Genomic DNA, 20,501 nt, shown 5'->3' with positions numbered 1-20,501 from the left:
ACGTACTGCACAGCACCTCCCCACAGGGGCTGGGCGGGCGGACCGGCCGGGCAGGGGCCGGTCACCCGCCCAGCGCGTGGGAGACCGTGTAGATCAGCAGGCCCGCCAGCGCGCCGACCACGGTGCCGTTGATACGGATGAACTGCAGGTCACGGCCGATGTGGGCCTCGATCTTCTTCGACGTCTGGTCCGCGTCCCAGCTCGCCACCGTGTCGCTGATCAGCGAGGTGATCTCGGCGCGGTACGTGGTGACGACGTACACCGCCGCGTCCTCGACCCAGCCCTCCACCTTCGACTGGAGCCGGCCGTCGGTGGCCAGCCGGGCGCCCAGCGAGATCAGGGACGCGCGGGCGCGCAGGCGCAGTTCGCTGCGCTCGTCCTCCGCCGCCGAGATGATCATGGCGCGTACGGAGGACCAGGCCGACGCGATGATGTCCTGCACCTCCGGGCGGGCCACCAGCTCCGACTTCAGGCGCTCCACCCGCGCCCGGGTGTCCGTGTCGGCCTGGAGATCGGCCGCGAAGTCCGTCAGGAACCGGTCGAGCGCGGCCCGCGCCGGGTGCGCGGGCATGTCGCGCATCTCGGTGACGAAGCGCAGCAGTTCCTTGTAGACCCGCTCGCCGACCTTCCGGTCCACGAAGCGGGGCGTCCAGCCGGGGGCGCCGCCCTGGACCGCGTCCATGATCGAGTCGGCGTGCAGGATCAGCCAGTCGTGGGCGCGGGTGCAGATCAGGTCGACGGCCCCGTGGTGCGCCCCGTCGGCGACGACCTTCTCCAGCGTCTTGCCCACCCCGGGCGCGATCTCCGCCGCCTCCGCCCGCCGCGTGATCGCCTCGCCCACCACCGCCTGGACGTCCGCGTCCCGCAGCACGGTCAGCGCGCCGCGCAGGGCCGTGGACAGCTCGGCCGTGACCCGGTCGGCGTGCGCGGGGTCGGCGAGCCAGGCGCCGAGGCGGCCGCCGATGCCGAGGGCGTGCAGCCGGGCGCGTACGACCTCCGAGGAGAGGAAGTTCTCGCCGACGAACGAGCCCAGCGAGGCGCCCAGCTGGTCCTTCTTCGTCGGGATGATCGCCGTGTGCGGAATGGGCAGGCCCATCGGGCGCCGGAAGAGCGCCGTGACCGCGAACCAGTCCGCGAGCGCGCCCACCATGCCCGCCTCGGCCGCCGCCGCCACGTAACCGGGCCAGCCGCCCACGCCGGCGTTCCGCGCCCAGGTGGCGGCGACGTAGATCAGGGCCACCAGGAGCAGCAGGCCGGTCGCCGTCAGCTTCATCCGGCGGACGCCGCGGCGCTTCTCCTCGTCCGCGGCCGTGTACGAGAAGGCGACCAGCGAGGTTTTCGTATGGTTCATCCGCTCCACCCGTCCGCGCGCATACGTTCTGTCCACAAAGTCCCGTCTGCCCGCCTGCCCGCCTGCGGGCGGACGACGCCACGTCGTGGACACTCCCTAGTCCCTACCTCAGGTACTCCCCAGCCGCACGCCAAGTTCCCGTATGCCTGACGGGACGCCCAGGCCGTACCGGTCCCCCGTCCGCCGTCCCCCGTCCGCCGTCCCCCGTCCGCCGTCAGGCCCGGCCGCGTTTCTCCGCGTACATCTTCGCGATCACCGTCTCGATGTCCGGTTCCCGTACCGACAGGTCCACCAGCGGGTACTGTGCCGCGATCCGCGCCACCAGGGGCGCCGCCGAACGCGCGGCGGGGAACGCCAGCCACTGGCGCGGGCCCTCCACGCGCACGACCCGCGCACCGTCCGCCGCGATCGGCGGGAGCTCGCGGTCCAGGTCCACCACGAGCGTGCGCTCGCTCTCGCCCACCTCGTGCAGACCGCCCAGGGGCCCGTCATACATCAGCCGCCCGTGGTCGATGACCATCACGCGCTTGCACAGCTGCTCGATGTCGGTCAGGTCGTGCGTGGTCAGCAGCACCGTCGTACCGCGCTCGGCGTTCAGGTCCCGGAGGAAGTCCCGCACCTTCGCCTTGGAGATGACGTCCAGGCCGATCGTCGGCTCGTCGAGGTAGAGGACCTCCGGGTCGTGCAGCAGCGCCGCCGCGATGTCGCCGCGCATCCGCTGGCCCAGCGACAGCTGGCGTACCGGAACCTCCAGCAGCTCGCCCAGGTCCAGGAGGTCCACGCAGCGCTCCAGGTTCTCCCGGAAGCGGGCGTCGGGGATCCGGTACATCCGGTGGACCAGGCGGTAGGAGTCGCGCAGCGGCAGGTCCCACCACAGCGTCGTACGCTGCCCGAACACCACCCCGATACGCCGCGCCAGCCGGGTCCGCTCCCGGGCGGGGTCGATGCCCGCCACACGCAGCCGGCCGCCGCTGGGGGTCAGGATGCCGGTCAGCATCTTGATGGTGGTCGACTTGCCGGCGCCGTTGGGCCCGATGTAGCCGACCATCTCGCCGCGCGGCACACGGAAGCTGATCCCGTCGACCGCCCGCACCTGGCGTCTTGCGCGCCGCAGGCGTCCCACTTTGCGGCGTACGTCGAAGACCTTCTCGACGCCGTCCAGCTCGATGAAGTCGGTGTCCACGAAAACGGTCAGCTCCCTGTGCTCCGGTACGAACGAACCCCCACCCGCCACGCCAGCCCCGCCGCCGCGCAGCACACCACCGCCACCGCCGGCGACGCGAACGCCGCCCACCCCGGCAGCCCGGCCGGCGTGTCGCGCCCGAGCACGTACAGCGCCGGCACCCAGTTCACGAAGGCCAGCGGCACCACGTACACCACGCCCCGGACCATGTCGGCGGCGAAGATGGACGGCGGGTACTGGAGCAGCGTGTTGCCGCCGTAGGTGAACGAGTTGGTGACCTCGGCCGCGTCCTGCGCGAAGAACTGGAACGCGGCCCCGGCCACCATCACCGCCGAGAAGATGAGCCCGCCGCCCAGCACCATCACCGGCACGAGCACCACCCTCGCGGGCGTCCACGCCACATCGATGAGGAACAGGGACCACACCAGCACCACCAGCCCCTGCGTCACCCGTCCCAGCCGCCGCAGCGCGAACCGGTCCGCCGCCACCTGCGCCAGCACCGGCACCGGCCGTACCAGCAGCGTGTCGAGCGTCCCGTCCCGCACCCGCTTGCCGAGCCGCCCGACCTGGCCGAGCGCCAGGTCGGCGAGCCCGAAGGCGGTGCCGGCCGTCCCGTACAGGAACGCCACCTCGGCGAACGAGAACCCGCCCAGGCCCTCGACCTGACCGAACATCAGCAGGATCACGACGAAGTCGAACGCGGTGGCGGAGAAGTTCGACAGCAGCGTCATGGCGAACGAGAAGCGGTACGTCATGGTCGACCGCACCCACATGGCGGCGATCAGCCCGTACGCGCGCAGCCCCTCACCCACCCTGCACCACCACCCGTCGCGTTGCCACGCGCTGCACGGCGCGCCCGGCCGCCAGCAGCACCAGCGCCCAGCCGGCCTGGAACGCGTACGCGCCCAGCAGGCCCCAGCCGGTCCGCTTCTCCAGGAAGACGTCCGCCGGGATCTGGAGCAGGGAGGACCAGGGCAGGACCCGGGCCACCTCGCCCAGCGCACCGGGGAAGACGGTCAGCGGCAGCAGCGTCCCCGAGAAGAACAGCCCCGACAGCCACGCCAGCTGCACCGCCCCCGCCCCGTCCATCAGCCAGAACGCGCTCAGCGCGACCAAGAACCACACCGCGAAGCTCACCACCACCCCCAGCGCGACCGACACCAGGAAGGCGAGCCAGGTCACCGGCCGCTCGGGCAGCGCGATGTCGAAGGCGAGCGCCCCGACGACCATCGGTACGACGCCGCGCCCGAGCGCCTGGAAGGCCGACCGCCCCAGGGCGACGGAGAGCCACCACATCTGGAGGTCGGCCGGCCGGTACAGGTCGACGGCGATGTCACCGGTCTTGATGCGCTCCATCAGCTCGTCCTCGAAGCCACCGCCCATCAGTCCGCAGGTCGCCAGCAGCGCCTGTCCGATCCACACATAGGCGAGCGCCTCGGGCATGTCGTAGCCGCCGAGCCGTGGCCGCTCGTCCCAGAGGGCTATATAGGTGTACGCCAGGATGAAGCCGAAGACGGTGTTGGTGAACACCCCGGCGGCGGTCGCCACCCGGTAGGTCGCGTAGCGCCGGAACCCACCCGCCGCCACGGCCGCGTACAGCCGCATCCCCGCGCTCCTCCCGCCACCCGCCAGTGCCAAAGCCGGGGAGCCTAGCCCTCCGTGATCCACGCGCGCGACCGGTTTTCGGCTGCCGTTGCCGGGGTTGGGCGGGTGGGCCGTGCACTATGAGGGGAATGCACCAAATCGCCACATAAGGCGTATTACGCCGCGCATGCGACGCGGAGACGCTGCCGCACCGCACACGACACGGAACAGGCCGGAGACCGACCATGAGCGACGAGCCATCGCAGCCAGCCTGGAAGCCCCGCGACCCGACCGTCGCCGGGCCGCCCCGCAAAGCCGCCCGCGCCTCCTCCTCGCGCAGGAAACGCACCGGCTGGCGGCGGCTCCTGCCCACCTGGCGGATGGTCCTCGGCGGCTTCCTCCTCACCGCCCTGCTGCTGATCGCCGGCTTCTTCGCCGGCTACCACCTGGTCGACATCCCGCCCGCCAACGCCGCCGCCACGGCCCAGTCCAACGTGTACCTGTACCGCGACGGCACCCCGCTCGCCCAGAAGGGTGACGTCAACCGCGAGAACGTGCGGCTCTCCCAGGTCCCCGACACCGTGCGGCACGCCGTACTCGCCGCCGAGGACCGCGACTTCTACTCCCAGCCCGGCGTCGACCCCGAGGCGATGCTGCGCGCCGCCTGGAACACCCTCACCGGCAAGGGCACCCAGGGCGGCTCCACCATCACCCAGCAGTACGTCAAGAACTACTACCTCGGGCAGGAACGGACCCTCGTCCGGAAGGTGAAGGAGTTCTTCATCTCGATCAGACTCGACCGGGAGAAGACCAAGGACGCCATCTTCGAGGGCTACCTCAACACCAGCTTCTACGGCCGCAACGCCTACGGAATCCAGGCCGCCGCCCGCGCCTACTACGGCAAGGACGCCCACGACCTGACGACCGGTCAAGGCGCCTACCTCGCCACGCTGCTCAACGCCCCCAGCGCGTACGACGTCGCCGGCCGCCCCGAGAACCGCGCCAAGGCGATCGGCCGCTGGACGTACGTACTGGACGCCATGGTCAAGGAGAAGTGGCTCAGCCCCGCCGCCCGCGCCGCCACCGCCTTCCCCGACCCGGAGGAGGCCACGGCCACCACCGGCCTGTCCGGCCAGCGCGGCTACATCGTCCAGGCCGTCGAGGACTACCTCACCCGCCACGACGTCATCGACAGGAAGACCCTGGCCCAGGGCGGCTTCCGGATCACCACCACCCTGGAGCAGAACAAGCAGGAGTCCCTCGCCAAGGCCGTTGACGACCAGGTCATGTCGCAGCTCGACGACGGCAACCAGACCGACCGTTACGTACGCGTCGGCGGCGTGTCCATCGACCCGGCCACCGGCAAGGTGGTCGCGATGTACGGCGGCGTCGACTACACCCGGCAGTTCGTCAACAACGCCACCCGCCGCGACTACCAGGTCGGCTCCACCTTCAAGCCGTTCGTGTTCGCCGCCGCCGTCCACAACGGCTCCAAGACGCAGGACGGCAAGCGCATCACGCCCAACACCGTCTACGACGGCACCAACAAGCGGCAGGTGCAGGGCTGGACCGGCGCCCCGTACGCGCCGGGCAACGAGGACGACATGGACTACGGCCCCATCAGCGTCCGGGACGCCACCGACAAGTCCGTCAACGCCGTCTACGCGCAGCTCGCCGTCGACGTCGGCCCCGCCAAGGTCGAGCAGACCGCCATCGACCTGGGCCTGCCCGCCGACACCCCCGACCTGAACCCCTCCCCCTCCATCGCGCTCGGTCCCGCCACCGCCAGCGTCCTGGACATGGCCCAGGCGTACGCGACGCTCGCCAACCACGGCAAGCACACGCCGTACACGCTGGTGGAGAAGGTCCAAAGGGACGGCGCCGAACTGGCCCTGCCCGCCCGGCAGACCAAGCAGGTCATCAGCCGGGAGGCCGCCGACACCACCACGGCCATGCTGCGCGGCGTCATCGAGGACGGCACCGGCACCGCCGCCCAGACGGCCGCGCGCCCGGCGGCCGGCAAGACCGGCACGGCCGAGGACGACAAGGCGGCCTGGTTCGCGGGATACACCCCGGACCTCGCGACCGTCGTCACGGTGATGGGCCAGGACCCGGACACGGGCGCGCAGAAATCGCTGTACGGGGCGCTGGGGCAGCCTCGCACGAACGGGGGCGGGGCGCCCGCGCAGATCTGGGGCGACTACACGCGTACCGCGCTGGAGGGCAGCGCCGTACGGAACTTCGACCTGGTGCTCGCGGACGGCGCGGAGGAGCGGGACAAGCCGTGGCCGGACGGCTCCTCGGACCCGTCCGGTCCGTGGGGGCAGGACGGCTACGACTTCAGGGAGAGCACGCGGTACGACGGCTACGACGGGCCGGGCCGTCCGGGCGGTCCGGCGCCCGCCGACCGTCCTAGTGCCCGGACGTCGCCTTGAGGCCCACCACGGCGACCAGCAGCAGACAGACGAAGAAGATCCGGGCGGCCGTCGCGGGCTCACCCAGCGCCACCATGCCGACCACCGCCGCACCGGCCGCGCCGATGCCGACCCACACGCCGTACGCCGTACCGATCGGCAGGGTCTTGGCGGCCTGCGACAGCAGCACCATGCTGGCGACGATCCCGGCGCCGGTCAGCAGGCTGGGCCACAGCCGCGTGAAGCCGTCCGTGAACTTCATCCCGATCGACCAGCCCACCTCCAGCAGACCGGCGACGAGCAACAGAACCCAGGCCATGACGGCACCTCCGAGACGCGAGGACGTACGAACAAAGGGGGTGCGTCGTCTTTGCGTACAACCCGGTACGGCGCGTCTCGTCGGGGTCCCTCCACCGTAGCAAAACACCGACGAAAGGCCTGGTGACGTCCGCCACCAGGCCTTTCGTACGCGCGCTGCTCGCCAGCCGCCGGCCTACAAGTACAGGCCGGTGGAGTCCTCGGAGCCCTCGAAACGGTCCGCCGCGACCGCGTGCAGGTCGCGCTCGCGCATCAGTACGTACGCCACGCCCCGCACCTCGACCTCGGCGCGGTCCTCGGGGTCGTACAGCACCCGGTCGCCGGGCTCCACGGTCCGTACGTTCTGACCGACCGCGACCACGTCGGCCCAGGCCAGGCGGCGGCCGACGGCGGCGGTCGCCGGGATCAGAATGCCGCCGCCCGAACGCCGTTCGCCCTCGGGGGTGTCGTTCCGGACCAGCACGCGGTCGTGCAGCATCCGGATGGGCAGCTTGTCGTGGGTGTTCTCGCTCACGCCATGAACTTACCTGCCCCGGCGCGGCGTGCACGCCGAAGGGTCGGGCTCAGCCCCTGCGCCTGCGCGCGGACACGGCGACCAGGCCGACGACGCCGACCGCGAGCAGCGCCACCGGCACCACGCGCTCCAGGCGGGGGGCGCCGTCCTCGGACACGAACCGCGCCTTCACCTCGCTCACGGCGCGGTTCACCGCGACGAAGGCCCGGCCGGCGGTGTGGTCGATCGTCGACGCGACCTTGGCCTTCGCGTCCCCCATGATCGTCTTGGGGTGCACCCGCACACCGATCTCGTCGAGAGTGACGGCGAGCTGCTCGCGCCGGCGGACGATGTCCGCCTCGATCTGCGCAGGGGTCCTGGCATCCGACACCGCGCTGCCTCCGTGATCTTGTCGAGAATCCGTACCGGACAGTCTGTCAGCTCGACGCCCCGCCCAGTGTCACAGACCCCCATTAGGCTCTGAACGCGTACGCCCCACCCTCCCGAGGAGTCAGCAACCATGAGCGAGCGACTGCAGCCCGGCGACACCGCCCCCGCCTTCACCCTGCCCGACGCGGACGGCAACGACGTCTCGCTCGCGGACTACAAGGGCCGCAAGGTCATCGTCTACTTCTACCCGGCCGCGCTGACGCCCGGCTGCACCAAGCAGGCCTGCGACTTCACCGACAACCTCGACCTGCTGGCGGGCGCCGGTTACGACGTGATCGGCGTGTCGCCGGACAAGCCCGAGAAGCTGGCGAAGTTCCGCGAGAAGGAAGACCTGAAGGTCACGCTGGTCGGCGACCCCTCGAAGGAGACCCTGACCGCGTACGGCGCCTTCGGCGAGAAGAAGCTGTACGGCAAGACGGTCACCGGGGTGATCCGCTCGACGGTCGTGGTGGACGAGGACGGCAAGGTCGAGCGCGCGCTGTACAACGTAAAGGCGACCGGCCACGTAGCGAAGATCATCAAGGATCTCGGCATCTGACGGCTCTGACGGCTCTGACGGCTCTGACGGCTCTGACGGCTCTGTCAGTCCCGCCGTCCCAGCCGGCCCTGCCGCCCTGCCGTCCCAGTCGGCCGCCGTGTGACCGAAGTCCCATCCACCGGGGCTTCGGTTTGCCAACGCCAGGCACGAGCAGGCGTCCCCCTTGGATTCAGCTCGAGAAAGTCCAGGGAAAGGACCCTGCCCATGGCGGCCAAAGCCGATCCAGCGGCGATCCGGCGACACCGTCTGCTCTTCCGCACCATCCAGCGGCGGAAGAACCCCAAGCTGCGGCGCTCGGACATCACCGTCACCGACCAGGCGGCGGTCAAGCGGGCCGTGAAGGCGGCCTCGCTCGGCAACGCCATGGAGTGGTTCGACTTCGGCATCTACAGCTACCTGGCCGTCACCATCGGCCATGTCTTCTTCCCGTCCGGGAACGAGACGGTCCAGCTGCTGTCCGCCTTCGCCACCTTCGCCGTCGCGTTCCTGATCCGGCCGCTGGGCGGCATGGTCTTCGGTCCCATGGGTGACAGGATCGGGCGCAAGAAGGTCCTGGCGCTGACGATGATCATGATGGCGGTCGGTACCTTCGCGATCGGGCTGATCCCCTCGTACGCCTCGATCGGCTTCTGGGCGCCGGTGCTGCTGATCCTGTTCCGGCTGGTCCAGGGGTTCTCGACGGGCGGGGAGTACGGCGGCGCGTCGACCTTCATCGCCGAGTACGCCCCCGACAAGCGGCGCGGCTTCTTCGGCAGCTTCCTGGAGTTCGGCACGCTGGCGGGCTACATCGGCGCGGCCGGCCTGGTGACGGCGCTGACGGCCGCGCTCGGCACGGCGACCATGGAGGACTGGGGCTGGCGGGTCCCCTTCCTGGTGGCGGGTCCGCTGGGACTGGTGGGCCTCTACCTGCGGCTGAAGCTGGACGAGACCCCGGCGTTCCAGAAGCTGGAGAACGAGTCCGCGACCGCGTCCGAGGCGGCCGACACCGTGGAGACGTCCGCCACGGGGGACCTGGCGAAGATCTTCCGCGACCACTGGCCGACGCTGATCCTGTGCGTGGCGCTGGTCGGCGCGTACAACATCGCCCATTACCTGCTGCTGTCGTACATGCCGACCTACCTCTCCGACGAGCTGCACTACACCGAGACGCACGGCCTGCTGATCCTGCTGGGCACCATGGTGATCCTGATGCTGTTGATCAACCAGGTGGGCCGGCTGAACGACCGCTTCGGCCGCAAGCCCCTGCTGATGACCGGCATGCTCGGCTTCCTCCTGCTGTCCGTCCCGGCCTTCCTGCTGGTCCAGCGGGGCAGCCTGGTGGCGGTGTCGGCGGGCATGCTGATGCTCGGCCTCTCGCTGGTGTGCCTGCTGGGCACCATGTCGGCGGCGCTGCCCGCCCTGTTCCCGACCCAGGTCCGCTACGGCTCCCTGTCGGTGGGCTACAACATCTCCGCCTCCCTTTTCGGCGGCACCACACCCCTGGTCGTCACGGCGCTCATCAGCGCCACGGGCGACGACATGATGCCCGCCTACTACGCGATGGCGGCGGCCCTGGTGGGGGTGATCGCCGTCGCCTGCATGAAGGAGACGGCCCGCCGCCCGCTGGCGGGCTCGCCGCCCTCCGTCTGCACCAAGGAAGAGGCCGCGGAACTGGTCATGGCCCAGGCCCCGGAGCCGAAGTTCTGACGGGGGCGTCGAATGGCGGCGGGCGGCCCACTACGATGGGGCGCGCACGCGGCCGTGGTGGAATTGGCAGTCACGCTGGGTTTAGGTCCCAGTGGGGTAACACCCGTGAGGGTTCAAGTCCCTCCGGCCGCACGCGGCGAAGGGCCGTCCCGTACGCGGGGCGGCCCTTCGGCGTAACTGCGTGAGTCAGCCGACCAGTTCGCGGATGACCGGGACCAGGGCGCGGAAGGCCTTGCCGCGGTGGCTGATGGCGTTCTTCTCCGCGGGGGTCAGTTCGGCGCAGGTGCGGGTCTCGCCGTCCGGCTGGAGGATCGGGTCGTAGCCGAAGCCGTTCGTGCCCGAGGGGGTGTGGCGCAGCGTGCCGGTGAGGCGGCCTTCGACGACACGTTCGGTGCCGCCGGGCAGCGCCAGGGCGGCCGCGCAGGCGAAGTGGGCTCCGCGGTGCGGCGGGGCGATGTCGGCGAGCTGGGCGAGGAGGAGGTCGAGGTTGGCCTTGTCGTCGCCGTGCCGGCCCGCCCAGCGGGCGGAGAAGATGCCGGGCGCGCCGCCGAGGACGTCGACGCAGAGGCCGGAGTCGTCGGCGATGGCGGGCAGGCCGGTGGCCTGCGCGAGGGCGTGGGCCTTGAGGAGCGCGTTCTCGGCGAAGGTGACGCCGGTCTCCTTGACGTCGGGCACCTCGGGAAAGGCGTCCGCGCCGACGAGTTCGTGGGCCAGGCCCGCGTCGGCGAGGATCGCGTGCAGTTCGGTGATCTTCCCGGCGTTGCGGGTGGCGAGGATCAGGCGGGTCATGCCCCCCAGTATCCCGGGGCTCACGGGGTGCAGACCTTGCCGACCTCGGCGGCGGCGTCGGTCACGGGCGCGATGTCCGGGGTCGTGTCACCGTTCTCGACGGCGGTGCGGACGCTTTGGACGCCCTTGCCGAGGTCGTCGACGGCCTTGGAGAGGTCGGCGTTGTCGGTGGTGCCCTTGAGGGTGGACAGTTCCCGCTCGATCTCGTTGAGGGACTCGTTCAGCTGGGTGGGGTCGCCGGCGGCGCCGGAGACGGCCCGGCTGAGCTTGTCGACGCTGGTGGCGATGGCGTCGGCGGTCCGGACGCAGTCCAGTCCCTTGTCGAGCGCGGCGCAGCCGACGGCTCCGGTGAGGGCGAGCACTGCGGTGGCGGCGGCGAGAGCGGCGGTGCGGCGTCGGCGCATGGGCGGGTCCTCCGGAGTCGGGACGGGGTGGAGCGGTGTCGGGACGGGGTGGGGCTGGGTGGGGCGGGCGAGGGTGTGGACGGGCGTACGGGGTGATCCGTACGCCCGCGTGCGTAGAGACGCCGTCGAACGCGGCCGTGGTTGCCGCGGTGGCCGCGGTCTCGCTAGAGCGCGGTGCCGAGCGCCTCGCGCTGGAGCGCGGCGAGGTCGGCGCAGCCGCCGGTGGCGAGGTCGAGGAGGGCGTTGAGCTCCTTGCGGTCGAAGGGCTCGGCCTCGGCCGTGCCCTGGACCTCGACGAAGCGCCCGTCGCCGGTGCAGACGACGTTCATGTCGGTCTCGGCGCGGACGTCCTCCTCGTAGCAGAGGTCGAGCAGCGGCGTGCCGTCCACGATGCCCACGGATACGGCGGCGACGGTGCCGGTCAGCGGCTTGCGGCCGGCCTTGACGAGCTTGTTGCGCTGTGCCCAGGCGACGGCGTCGGCGAGGGCGACGTACGCGCCGGTGATGGCGGCGGTGCGGGTGCCGCCGTCTGCCTGGAGGACGTCGCAGTCGAGGACGATGGTGTTCTCGCCGAGGGCCTTGTAGTCGATGACGGCGCGGAGCGAGCGGCCGATGAGGCGGGAGATCTCGTGCGTGCGGCCGCCGATCTTGCCGCGTACCGACTCACGGTCGCCGCGGGTGTTGGTGGAGCGGGGCAGCATCGAGTACTCGCCGGTGACCCAGCCTTCGCCGCTGCCCTTGCGCCAGCGCGGGACGCCTTCGGTGACGGATGCGGTGCAGAAGACCTTGGTGTCGCCGAAGGAGATGAGGACGGAGCCCTCGGCGTGCTTGCTCCATCCGCGTTCGATGGTGACCGGGCGGAGCTGTTCGGGGGTGCGGCCGTCGATTCGAGACATGTGATGAGCCTAGTCCCCGATGCGTGAGGGGCCCGTTCCGGTACCGGAACGGGCCCCTCACGGGTGAGAGCGGTCAGCCAGGCTCACATCATGTCTTCGATCTCGGCGGCGATCGGGTCGGCGTCGGTACCGATGACGACCTGGATGGCGGTGCCCATCTTCACGACGCCGTGGGCGCCGGCGGCCTTCAGCGCGGCCTCGTCGACGAGGGCGGGGTCGTTGACCTCGGTCCGCAGGCGGGTGATGCAGCCCTCGACCTCTTCGATGTTGTCGATGCCACCGAGCCCGGCGACGATCTTCTCAGCCTTGCTGGCCATGTCATTCTCCCTGCGTTCAAGAGCACTGAGCGTTCGAGAGCACTGAGCGCTGCTCGGCCCACCTAGGTCTTTCGTCACGGTAACGCACGGTTGGCCCATCTTCGCGGGCGCATAACCCGGTTGTACCGAAGGATGACGATCACCAGCGCCCACCATAGCGCAACTGGTCTACACCAGTGTCCCGGGAGGAGGACGCCGATGAGCTCCGAGAGTGCGGCAGCGCCGAAGCCGAAGCGGTGGGCGGGGGCCTTCCAGGGGTTGCAGAAGATGGGCCGCAGCCTTCAACTGCCCATCGCCGTCCTGCCCGCGGCGGGCATCCTCAACCGTCTGGGCCAGCCGGACGTGTTCGGGGCGGACGGGCTGAACTGGACCAACGTCGCCAGAGTGATGGCCGGGGCGGGCGGCGCGCTGCTGGACAGCGACCTCGGGCTGCCGCTGCTGTTCTGCGTCGGCGTCGCGATCGGCATGGCCAAGAAGTCGGACGGCTCGACGGCGCTCGCGGCCGTGGCGGGGTTCCTGGTGTACCGGGGGGTGCTGCACGCGTTCCCCAAGGACTGCCCGGCGGGCACGAGGGACGTCGGGGGCGGCTGCCTGGCCGCGAACGACACCTTCGCCGCGTACACGTACCAGAATCCGGGCGTCTTCGGCGGCATCGTCATGGGTCTGCTGACGGCGTGGTTCTGGCAGCGCTACCACCGGGTGAAGCTGGTCGACTGGCTCGGCTTCTTCAACGGCCGCCGGCTCGTCCCGATCATCATGTCGTTCGTCGCGATCGCCTTCGCCGCGCTGTGCCTGTGGATCTGGCCGCCGATCGGCGAGGGGCTGGAAAACTTCAGCGACTGGCTGGTGGACCTTGGCGCATGGGGTGCGGGCCTCTTCGGCATCGCCAACAGGGCGCTGCTGGTGATCGGCCTGCACCAGTTCCTGAACGTGCCGATCTGGTTCCAGTTCGGCACCTACACCAAGCCGGACGGCACGGTCGTGCACGGTGACATCAACATGTTCCTGGCGGGTGACCCGGACGCGGGGCAGTTCACCACCGGCTTCTTCCCGATCATGATGTTCGCCCTCCCGGCGGCGGCGCTGGCGATCACTCACTGCGCCAGGCCCGAGCGCCGCAAGGAGGTCGGCGGCCTGATGCTGTCGGTCGCCCTGACGTCGTTCGTCACCGGCATCACGGAGCCCATCGAGTACTCGTTCCTCTTCGTGGCCCCTGTGCTGTACGCGATCCACGCCGTGCTCACCGGTGTCTCGATGGCGGTGACCTGGGCGCTCGGGGTCAAGGACGGCTTCAGCTTCTCGGCCGGCCTGATCGACTACGTCATCAACTGGGGCCTGGCGACGAAACCGTGGCTGATCATCCCGATCGGGCTCGCGTTCGCGGCGGTGTATTACGTGGTCTTCCGCTTCGCGATCACCACGTTCGACCTCAAGACACCGGGCCGCGAACCGGAGGAAGCGGAGACGGACGTCACCAAGCCGTAGCCGCCCACTTACCCGGAGGGGCCCCGATTCCGGGGCCCCTCCGGCGTTACCGAATCGCAAGTTCCTTATCGAACCCTCACCGTGCTACAACAGGTCTACACCAGCTAGTGGTGTAGACCACGCGGCGTCGCGCCGCGTTTCCCGAGACGCCGCCGTCCCCCCCATTACCTCAATGTCCCCGGGCGGCGCCTTGCCCACCTGGAGGAACGTGATGTCCACCGCCACCGCCCCCGCGGCGGAGAAGAAGAAGGGCGCCGGCGTGATGGCCGTGCTCCAGCGCATCGGCCGCAGCCTCATGCTGCCGGTCGCCGTGCTGCCGGCCGCCGCGCTGCTGGTCCGGCTCGGGAACGACGACATGCTCGGCCGCGAGTCGTTCCCGGCGTTCATCACCAAGATCGCGGGGTTCATGGCCGCGGGTGGCAACGCCATCCTCGACAACATGGCGCTGCTGTTCGCCGTGGGCATCGCCATCGGCTTCGCCAAGAAGTCGGACGGCTCGACCGCGCTCGCCGCCGTCGCGGGCTACCTGGTCTTCAAGCACGTCCTGGGGACCTTCACCGACCCGAACCTGCCCAAGGTCGCCGAGGTCGTCGACAACAAGATCGTCATGAATGAGGCGCCGGTCGACGCCAAGGTGCTCGGCGGTGTCGTCATGGGCATCGTCGTCGCGCTGCTCTACCAGCGCTTCTACCGCACCAAGCTGCCCGACTGGGCGGGCTTCTTCGGCGGCCGCCGTCTCGTCCCGATCCTCTCCGCCTTCGCCGGCCTAATCATCGGCATCGTCTTCGGCTACATCTGGCCGGTCCTCGGCACGGGCCTGCACAACCTCGGTGAGTGGCTGGTCGGCTCCGGCGCCGTCGGCGCGGGCATCTTCGGTGTCGCCAACCGCGCGCTGATCCCGGTCGGCATGCACCACCTGCTGAACAGCTTCCCCTGGTTCCAGGCCGGTTCGTACGAGGGCAAGAGCGGCGACATCGGCCGCTTCCTCGCCGGTGACCCGACCGCCGGACAGTTCATGACCGGCTTCTTCCCGATCATGATGTTCGCCCTCCCGGCCGCGTGCCTCGCGATCGTGCACTGCGCCCGCCCCGAGCGGCGCAAGGTCGTCGGCGGCATGATGTTCTCGCTGGCGCTGACGTCCTTCGTCACCGGTGTCACCGAGCCGATCGAGTTCACGTTCATGTTCATCGCCCCGGTGCTGTACGCGATCCACGCGGTGCTGACCGGTGTCTCCATGGCGCTGACCTGGGCGCTCGGCATGAAGAGCGGCTTCGGCTTCTCCGCCGGCGCGGTCGACTTCGTCCTCAACCTGGGCATCGCGTCCAACCCGTGGGGCCTGGCCCTGGTGGGCCTGTGCTTCGCGGCGGTCTACTACGTGGTCTTCCGCTTCGCGATCACCAAGTTCAACCTCCCGACGCCGGGCCGCGAGTCCGACGAGGAGCTGGCTGAACTCCAGAAGGCGGAAGCCAAGTAAGCGAGCACCACCGAGAAGGCCCCCGGTCACCCGGGGGCCTTTTTCACACCTCGTACACGGCTCCCGCGTACGCGAGCTCCGACGGGCCGTCGTACACCGCGCGGGCGTCGGCGAGGTTGCGCTCGCCGTCCGTCCACGGCGGGATGTGCGTGAGGACCAGCCGCTTGGCGCTCGCACGCGCCGCGTGGGCCCCCGCCTCGCGGCCGTTGAGGTGGAGCGCCGGGATGTCCTCCTTGCCGTACGTGAAGGACGCCTCGCACAGGAACAGGTCGACACCCGCGGCCAGCTCGTCGAGCGCGGCGCAGACACCCGTGTCACCGGAGTACGTGAGCGACTTCCCGGCGTGCTCGATGCGGAAGCCGTACGCCTCGACCGGGTGGCACACCTTCTCCGTACGGATCTGGAACGGGCCGACCTGGAAGGAGCCGGGCTTGAGCGTGTGGAAGTCGAACACCTCGCTCATCGACGTGTCGGACGGGGTGTCCGCGTACGCCGTCGTCAGCCGCTGCTCGGCGCCGTCCGGCGCGTACACGGGGATCGCCGGGCAGCGGCCGCCCTCGTGGCGGTAGTAGCGCGCGACGAAGTACCCGCACATGTCGATGCAGTGATCGGCGTGCAGATGGCTGAGGAAGATCGCGTCCAGGTCGTACAGACCGATGTGGCGCTGCAGCTCGCCCAGGGCGCCGTTGCCCATGTCGAGGAGCAGCCGGAAGCCGTCGGCCTCAACGAGGTAGCTCGAACAGGCCGATTCCGCGGACGGGAACGACCCCGAGCAGCCGACGACGGTGAGCTTCATGGAGCGTGAACCTCCGTGGACGGAAGCCGGGCAGGCGCTGACAGGGGAGGTCGTGCGGTTTACCGAGCGTAAGGCGCGGCGGGGCGGGGCGCTCCTTCGCAGTGCCTCTGTGTGGGGCAACTCACCTGTGCTGTCACCGGTTCGGGCGCCGGGGGGAGGGCGAGGGGGGTGCGCTGGGGCGGGGTGGGGGGGCGTGGGCCGGGGGCGCGGTGGGGGGAGTGCGCGGCGGGCCGCGGTGGCGGCGTGGGCCGGTGGGTGGGGGCGGGGCCCCTCCGGGCTCGTCTCCTCGGGGACGGCGGCCTTGGGTCTCGTGGATGGGAGCCCCTGCTTCGCCTCCCCCAAGCTCTCGGCTTCGCTCGAGCAGGGGGGACCCCCACCCCCCTGCGGGGACGACCCTGCACGGCCCCACCCCGGCCGTACGCCGGGTGCGGGCCGTGGTCGGATGAGGGCCGGGCTCCAGGGGCGTGGTTCCACCCCGGCGTACGCCGGGTGCGGGCCGTGGTCGGATGAGGGCCGGGCTCCAGGGGCACGGCCCCACCCCGGCCGTACGCCGAGTGCGGGCCGTGGTCGCACGAGGGCCGGGCTCCGGGGGCGCGGTACCGCCCCGGGGCGTCAGGCCCAGAGTTGGCCTTGGAGGGTTTCGATGGCCTCTTCGGTCGTCGGCGCGGTGTAGACGCCTGTCGACAGGTACTTCCAGCCGCCGTCCGCGACGATGAAGACGATGTCGGCCGGCTCGCCGGCCTTCAGTGCCTTCTTGCCGACGCCGATCGCCGCGTGCAGCGCCGCGCCCGTCGAGACGCCCGCGAAGATGCCCTCCTGCTGGAGGAGTTCGCGGGTGCGGGTCACCGCGTCGGCCGAGCCGACCGAGAAGCGGGTGGTGAGGACGGACGCGTCGTACAGCTCGGGGACGAAGCCCTCGTCGAGGTTGCGCAGGCCGTACACCAGGTCGTCGTAGCGCGGCTCGGCGGCGACGATCTTGACGTCCGGCTTGTGCTCGCGCAGGTAGCGGCCGACGCCCATGAGGGTGCCGGTGGTGCCGAGGCCCGCCACGAAGTGCGTGATGGACGGCAGGTCGGCGAGGATCTCCGGCCCGGTGGTGGCGTAGTGCGCACCCGCGTTGGCGGGGTTGCCGTACTGGTAGAGCATCACCCAGTCGGGGTGCTCGGCGGCGAGCTCCTTGGCCACGCGTACGGCGGTGTTGGAGCCGCCCGCGGCCGGGGAGGGGATGATCTCGGCGCCCCACATGGTGAGCAGCTCGCGCCGCTCCTGGGAGGTGTTCTCGGGCATCACGCACACGATGCGGTAGCCCTTGAGCCTGGCCGCCATCGCGAGCGAGATGCCCGTGTTGCCGCTGGTGGGTTCGAGGATCGTGCAGCCGGGGGTGAGCCGGCCGTCCTTCTCCGCCTGCTCGATCATGTGCAGGGCCGGGCGGTCCTTGATCGAGCCGGTCGGGTTGCGGTCCTCCAGCTTGGCCCAGATGCGTACGTCGTCCGAGGGGGACAGGCGCGGCAGCCGGACCAGCGGCGTGTTGCCGACCGCGGCGAGGGGGCTGTCGTAACGCATCGGGGCGCTCAGCGCATTCCGCCGGCGACGGCCGGGAGGATCGTGACGCTGTCGCCGTCGGCCAGCTTGGTGGAGATGCCGTCGAGGAAGCGGACGTCCTCGTCGTTCAGGTAGACGTTCACGAAGCGGCGCAGCTGGTCGCCGTCGACGATGCGGGCCTGGATGCCGGCGTGCCGGGTCTCGAGGTCGGCGAAGAGGTCGGCGAGGGTGTCCCCGCTGCCCTCGACGGCCTTGGCGCCGCCGGTGTAGGTGCGGAGGATGGTCGGGATGCGGACCTCGATGGCCATGGCGTGGGCTCCTGTCGGAGGGCGGAGGACGGGCGTGCTGCGGGCGCGCACGGACGGGGTGCGCGGCGGTGCGGGGGTGGTGCCGGGTGCGCTCAGAGGGCGGCGCGGCGCGGACACATCGCGCTGGCGAGGCGGCACAGGTCGACGTGCAGCCGCGCGACGAGCAGCACGGTGCCCGGCGTCTGTTCGCTCACGTCGATGGAAACCATGCGGTCATCGTATCGATTCCCGGTCGGGTATCCGGAGTGTGATATCGCATGGTGGACGATTTTGGCCCACGATGCGGGACGGGACCGTCAGTACGCCTCGACGACCTCGACCTCTTCCTCGGTGATCTCGCCGTCGACGATGCGGAACGACCGGAACTGGAAGGGTCCGGCGCCGTCGGTGTCGGCGGTGGAGACCAGCACGTAGTGCGCGCCGGGCTCGTTGGCGTACGAGACGTCGGTGCGGGAGGGGTACGCCTCGGTGGCGGTGTGCGAGTGGTAGACGATGACCGGTTCCTCGTCGCGGTCGTCCATCTCGCGGTACAGCTTCAGCAGGTCGCCCGAGTCGAATTCGTAGAACGTGGGCGAGCGCGCCGCGTTGAGCATCGGGATGAACCGCTCGGGGCGCCCCGTGCCGGCCGGGCCCGCGACCACGCCGCAGGCCTCGTCCGGGTGGTCCTCGCGCGCGTGCGCGACGATCTGGTCGTACAGAGCCCGTGTGATGGTCAGCATGCGCATCAGGATAAGCAGACGGGCCCGCCCGTACCGAGTGCTGGTACGGGCGGGCCCACATGCTGGACGGGGTCAGCGCTTGAACGCGGCGTTCTCCGGGTTGCGCGCCTTGAGCACCAGGTAGGAGACACCCAGGATCAGGGCCCACAGCGGGGCGCAGTACAGCGAGACCCGCGCCTCCTTGTCGATGCCCATCATCACGATGACGCCGAAGATGAACAGCAGGGCGAACCAGCTGGTGAACGGGGCGCCGGGGGCCTTGAACTCGGACTGCGGCAGCTCGCCGCGGTCGGCCTTGGCCCGGTAGCGGATCTGCGAGACCAGGATCATGATCCAGGCCCACATGCCGGAGATGGTCGCGAAGGAGACGACCTTGTCGAAGGCGTCGCCCGGCCACTGGTAGTTGATCCAGACGCCGACGAGCATCAGGCCGGCCGAGAAGGTGGTGCCGATCAGCGGGGTGCCGCTCTTGGTGAGCCGGGTGAAGAGCTTCGGGCCCTGGCCGTTGAGCGCGAGGTCGCGCAGCATGCGGCCGGTGGAGTACATGCCCGAGTTGCAGGAGGACAGCGCGGCGGTCAGCACCACGAAGTTCACGATCGCGGCGCCCACCCCCAGGCCCATCTGCTCGAAGGCGGCGACGAACGGCGAGATGCCCGGCTTGAAGTGCGTCCACGGCACGACCGACAGGATCATGATCAGCGCGCCGACGTAGAAGACGGCGATACGCCACGGGACGGTGTTGATGGCCTTGGGCAGGGTGACCTTCGGGTCCTTGGACTCGCCGGCGGTGACGCCGACCAGCTCGACCGCGAGGAAGGCGAACATCACGATCTGCAGGGTCATCACGGTGCCGCCGATGCCCTGGGGGAAGAAGCCGCCCTCGGACCACAGCAGGGTCATGGAGGCGGTGTCCCCGGCGTCGGAGAAGCCGATGGTGAGGATGCCGGCGCAGATGAGGATCATGCCGATGATGGCGGTGACCTTCACCATCGAGAACCAGAACTCCAGCTCGCCGAAGAGCTTCACGGAGATCAGGTTCGCGCCGTACAGGATGACCGTGAAGACCAGGGCGGAGACCCACTGCGGGATGTTCCACCAGTACGTCATGTACGTGGCCGCCGCGGTGACCTCCGTGATGCCGGTGACGACCCAGAAGAGCCAGTACGTCCAGCCGGTGACGAAGCCCGCGAAGGGGCCGACGAACTCACGGGCGTACTCGGAGAAGGAGCCCGAGACGGGGCGGTACATGAGCAGCTCGCCCAGGGCCCGCATGATGAAGAAGATGACGAGGCCGGCGATGGCGTACGCCAGGATCAGGCTCGGGCCGGCCTTGGAGATGGCCTTGCCCGCGCCGAGGAAGAGCCCGGTGCCGATGGCCCCGCCGATCGCGATCATCTGGATCTGACGGGCGCCGAGGCCCCGCTGATAGCCCTCACCCTCGCCGGATGCGGTTCCCGCGGCCTCACTGCCGTCGTGCTGCTTGTCGACCTGCACTGAGGTCATGGTTGTGCGCCTTTCTCCACGCTGATCCGCGCCGAATGCGTTGCGGCCGCGGATCAGGTCCTGATCCCCCCGGATATGGATGGAGTGCCGCCGGCGGTCTGCCGGCCGGAGCGCACCCGGAAACAGGGGTGGCGTTGTCCGGGCGATCGTGAAGATCTATCACGGCCGCCCCGGTGATCGGCGAAGGCGCCTGTGGCCGGGGCCACAGGAAAAAGCGGACAAACTCCCCTGTTGACTACAAAGGGGGACGT

The 20,501-nt window shown here is 70.3% G+C and carries 22 protein-coding genes, 1 tRNA gene and 1 riboswitch; of the genes, 6 read left to right on the top strand and 17 right to left on the bottom strand.

Annotated elements, in window-relative coordinates; translation table 11 throughout:
• Positions 1-61: 61 nt before the first annotated feature.
• The 4 genes from QWM81_RS06580 to QWM81_RS06565 form a co-directional block, all read right to left on the bottom strand.
• Positions 62-1,351 (bottom strand): DUF445 domain-containing protein, encoded by a 1,290-nt coding sequence (locus tag QWM81_RS06580; protein ID WP_290110647.1) that lies wholly within the window; start codon positions 1,349-1,351, stop codon positions 62-64.
• A 214-nt stretch (positions 1,352-1,565) separates the two neighbouring features.
• A complete protein-coding gene (locus tag QWM81_RS06575) occupies positions 1,566-2,534 on the bottom strand; it encodes an ABC transporter ATP-binding protein (RefSeq protein ID WP_290110645.1) in 969 nt (322 codons plus the stop codon).
• A gap of 8 nt (positions 2,535-2,542) precedes the next feature.
• The gene (locus QWM81_RS06570; RefSeq protein WP_290110773.1) at positions 2,543-3,307 is read right to left on the bottom strand and encodes an ABC transporter permease; all 765 of its coding nucleotides are present in this window, start codon (positions 3,305-3,307) and stop codon (positions 2,543-2,545) included.
• A 31-nt stretch (positions 3,308-3,338) separates the two neighbouring features.
• Complete coding sequence (locus tag QWM81_RS06565; RefSeq protein ID WP_290110643.1) at positions 3,339-4,139, bottom strand: ABC transporter permease; 801 nt, start codon at positions 4,137-4,139, stop codon at positions 3,339-3,341.
• Between the two features lie 224 nt (positions 4,140-4,363).
• Between QWM81_RS06565 and QWM81_RS06560 the strand changes: the two genes are divergently transcribed.
• A complete protein-coding gene (locus QWM81_RS06560) occupies positions 4,364-6,553 on the top strand; it encodes a transglycosylase domain-containing protein (RefSeq protein WP_290110641.1) in 2,190 nt (729 codons plus the stop codon).
• Here the strand turns inward: QWM81_RS06560 and QWM81_RS06555 are convergent.
• The 3 genes from QWM81_RS06555 to QWM81_RS06545 form a co-directional block, all read right to left on the bottom strand.
• On the bottom strand, positions 6,531-6,851 hold the full coding sequence (locus tag QWM81_RS06555) for a DMT family transporter (protein WP_290110639.1): 321 nt from the start codon (positions 6,849-6,851) through the stop codon (positions 6,531-6,533). The two genes, QWM81_RS06560 and QWM81_RS06555, sit on opposite strands and share 23 nt — an antisense overlap.
• Positions 6,852-6,890: 39 nt before the next feature.
• Positions 6,891-6,957: riboswitch (guanidine-III (ykkC-III) riboswitch) on the bottom strand.
• A gap of 68 nt (positions 6,958-7,025) precedes the next feature.
• Complete coding sequence (locus QWM81_RS06550) at positions 7,026-7,364, bottom strand: GroES family chaperonin (protein WP_290110637.1); 339 nt, start codon at positions 7,362-7,364, stop codon at positions 7,026-7,028.
• 49 nt (positions 7,365-7,413) lie between these two features.
• The gene (locus tag QWM81_RS06545) at positions 7,414-7,734 is read right to left on the bottom strand and encodes a DUF3618 domain-containing protein (RefSeq protein WP_290110635.1); all 321 of its coding nucleotides are present in this window, start codon (positions 7,732-7,734) and stop codon (positions 7,414-7,416) included.
• A 129-nt stretch (positions 7,735-7,863) separates the two neighbouring features.
• Here QWM81_RS06545 and bcp point away from each other — a divergent pair, with 129 nt between their 5' ends.
• From bcp to QWM81_RS06530, 3 genes are all read left to right on the top strand, one after another.
• The gene (bcp, locus tag QWM81_RS06540) at positions 7,864-8,331 is read left to right on the top strand and encodes a thioredoxin-dependent thiol peroxidase (RefSeq protein ID WP_290110632.1); all 468 of its coding nucleotides are present in this window, start codon (positions 7,864-7,866) and stop codon (positions 8,329-8,331) included.
• 204 nt (positions 8,332-8,535) lie between these two features.
• Complete coding sequence (proP, locus tag QWM81_RS06535; RefSeq protein WP_290110631.1) at positions 8,536-10,017, top strand: glycine betaine/L-proline transporter ProP; 1,482 nt, start codon at positions 8,536-8,538, stop codon at positions 10,015-10,017.
• 48 nt (positions 10,018-10,065) lie between these two features.
• A tRNA-Leu gene (locus QWM81_RS06530) sits at positions 10,066-10,149 on the top strand.
• Between the two features lie 54 nt (positions 10,150-10,203).
• On the opposite strand, the gene rdgB is transcribed toward QWM81_RS06530, so the two are convergent.
• The 4 genes from rdgB to QWM81_RS06510 form a co-directional block, all read right to left on the bottom strand.
• The gene (gene rdgB, locus QWM81_RS06525) at positions 10,204-10,806 is read right to left on the bottom strand and encodes an RdgB/HAM1 family non-canonical purine NTP pyrophosphatase (protein WP_290110630.1); all 603 of its coding nucleotides are present in this window, start codon (positions 10,804-10,806) and stop codon (positions 10,204-10,206) included.
• Positions 10,807-10,826: 20 nt separating this feature from the next.
• Positions 10,827-11,210: a hypothetical protein gene (locus tag QWM81_RS06520; protein ID WP_290110628.1), complete on the bottom strand. Its 384-nt coding sequence runs from the start codon at positions 11,208-11,210 to the stop codon at positions 10,827-10,829.
• 164 nt (positions 11,211-11,374) lie between these two features.
• Positions 11,375-12,106, bottom strand: a complete 732-nt coding sequence (rph, locus tag QWM81_RS06515) for a ribonuclease PH (RefSeq protein WP_290110626.1) — start codon at positions 12,104-12,106, stop codon at positions 11,375-11,377.
• Between the two features lie 83 nt (positions 12,107-12,189).
• A complete protein-coding gene (locus tag QWM81_RS06510; protein WP_290110624.1) occupies positions 12,190-12,423 on the bottom strand; it encodes a PTS sugar transporter subunit IIB in 234 nt (77 codons plus the stop codon).
• Between the two features lie 198 nt (positions 12,424-12,621).
• Between QWM81_RS06510 and QWM81_RS06505 the strand changes: the two genes are divergently transcribed.
• Positions 12,622-13,908, top strand: a complete 1,287-nt coding sequence (locus tag QWM81_RS06505; protein WP_290110622.1) for a PTS transporter subunit EIIC — start codon at positions 12,622-12,624, stop codon at positions 13,906-13,908.
• A gap of 211 nt (positions 13,909-14,119) precedes the next feature.
• Entirely contained in the window at positions 14,120-15,382 is a 1,263-nt protein-coding gene (locus QWM81_RS06500; protein WP_290110621.1) for a PTS transporter subunit EIIC, read from the top strand.
• Positions 15,383-15,425: 43 nt separating this feature from the next.
• Here the strand turns inward: QWM81_RS06500 and QWM81_RS06495 are convergent, their stop codons facing one another.
• The 6 genes from QWM81_RS06495 to QWM81_RS06475 all read right to left on the bottom strand — a co-directional run bounded on the left by QWM81_RS06495 (position 15,426) and on the right by QWM81_RS06475 (position 20,250).
• Positions 15,426-16,178 (bottom strand): MBL fold metallo-hydrolase, encoded by a 753-nt coding sequence (locus QWM81_RS06495; protein ID WP_290110620.1) that lies wholly within the window; start codon positions 16,176-16,178, stop codon positions 15,426-15,428.
• A gap of 612 nt (positions 16,179-16,790) precedes the next feature.
• Positions 16,791-17,741 carry a PLP-dependent cysteine synthase family protein gene (locus QWM81_RS06490; RefSeq protein WP_290110619.1) on the bottom strand — a complete coding sequence of 317 codons (951 nt, stop codon included), beginning with the start codon at positions 17,739-17,741 and terminating at the stop codon, positions 16,791-16,793.
• Between the two features lie 8 nt (positions 17,742-17,749).
• On the bottom strand, positions 17,750-18,028 hold the full coding sequence (locus QWM81_RS06485; RefSeq protein WP_290110618.1) for a MoaD/ThiS family protein: 279 nt from the start codon (positions 18,026-18,028) through the stop codon (positions 17,750-17,752).
• 92 nt (positions 18,029-18,120) lie between these two features.
• The gene (locus QWM81_RS29085; RefSeq protein WP_353938280.1) at positions 18,121-18,237 is read right to left on the bottom strand and encodes a putative leader peptide; all 117 of its coding nucleotides are present in this window, start codon (positions 18,235-18,237) and stop codon (positions 18,121-18,123) included.
• 87 nt (positions 18,238-18,324) lie between these two features.
• Positions 18,325-18,747: a M67 family metallopeptidase gene (locus QWM81_RS06480; protein ID WP_290110617.1), complete on the bottom strand. Its 423-nt coding sequence runs from the start codon at positions 18,745-18,747 to the stop codon at positions 18,325-18,327.
• 72 nt (positions 18,748-18,819) lie between these two features.
• Entirely contained in the window at positions 18,820-20,250 is a 1,431-nt protein-coding gene (locus QWM81_RS06475; RefSeq protein ID WP_290110616.1) for an amino acid permease, read from the bottom strand.
• Positions 20,251-20,501: the final 251 nt, after the last annotated feature.

Origin of the sequence: Streptomyces ficellus, from assembly GCF_030406405.1 — a bacterium.
Lineage (GTDB): Bacteria > Actinomycetota > Actinomycetes > Streptomycetales > Streptomycetaceae > Streptomyces > Streptomyces ficellus_B.
The sequence above is the reverse complement of the archived record's forward strand: the minus strand, read 5'-3'. Positions and strand labels throughout refer to the sequence as shown.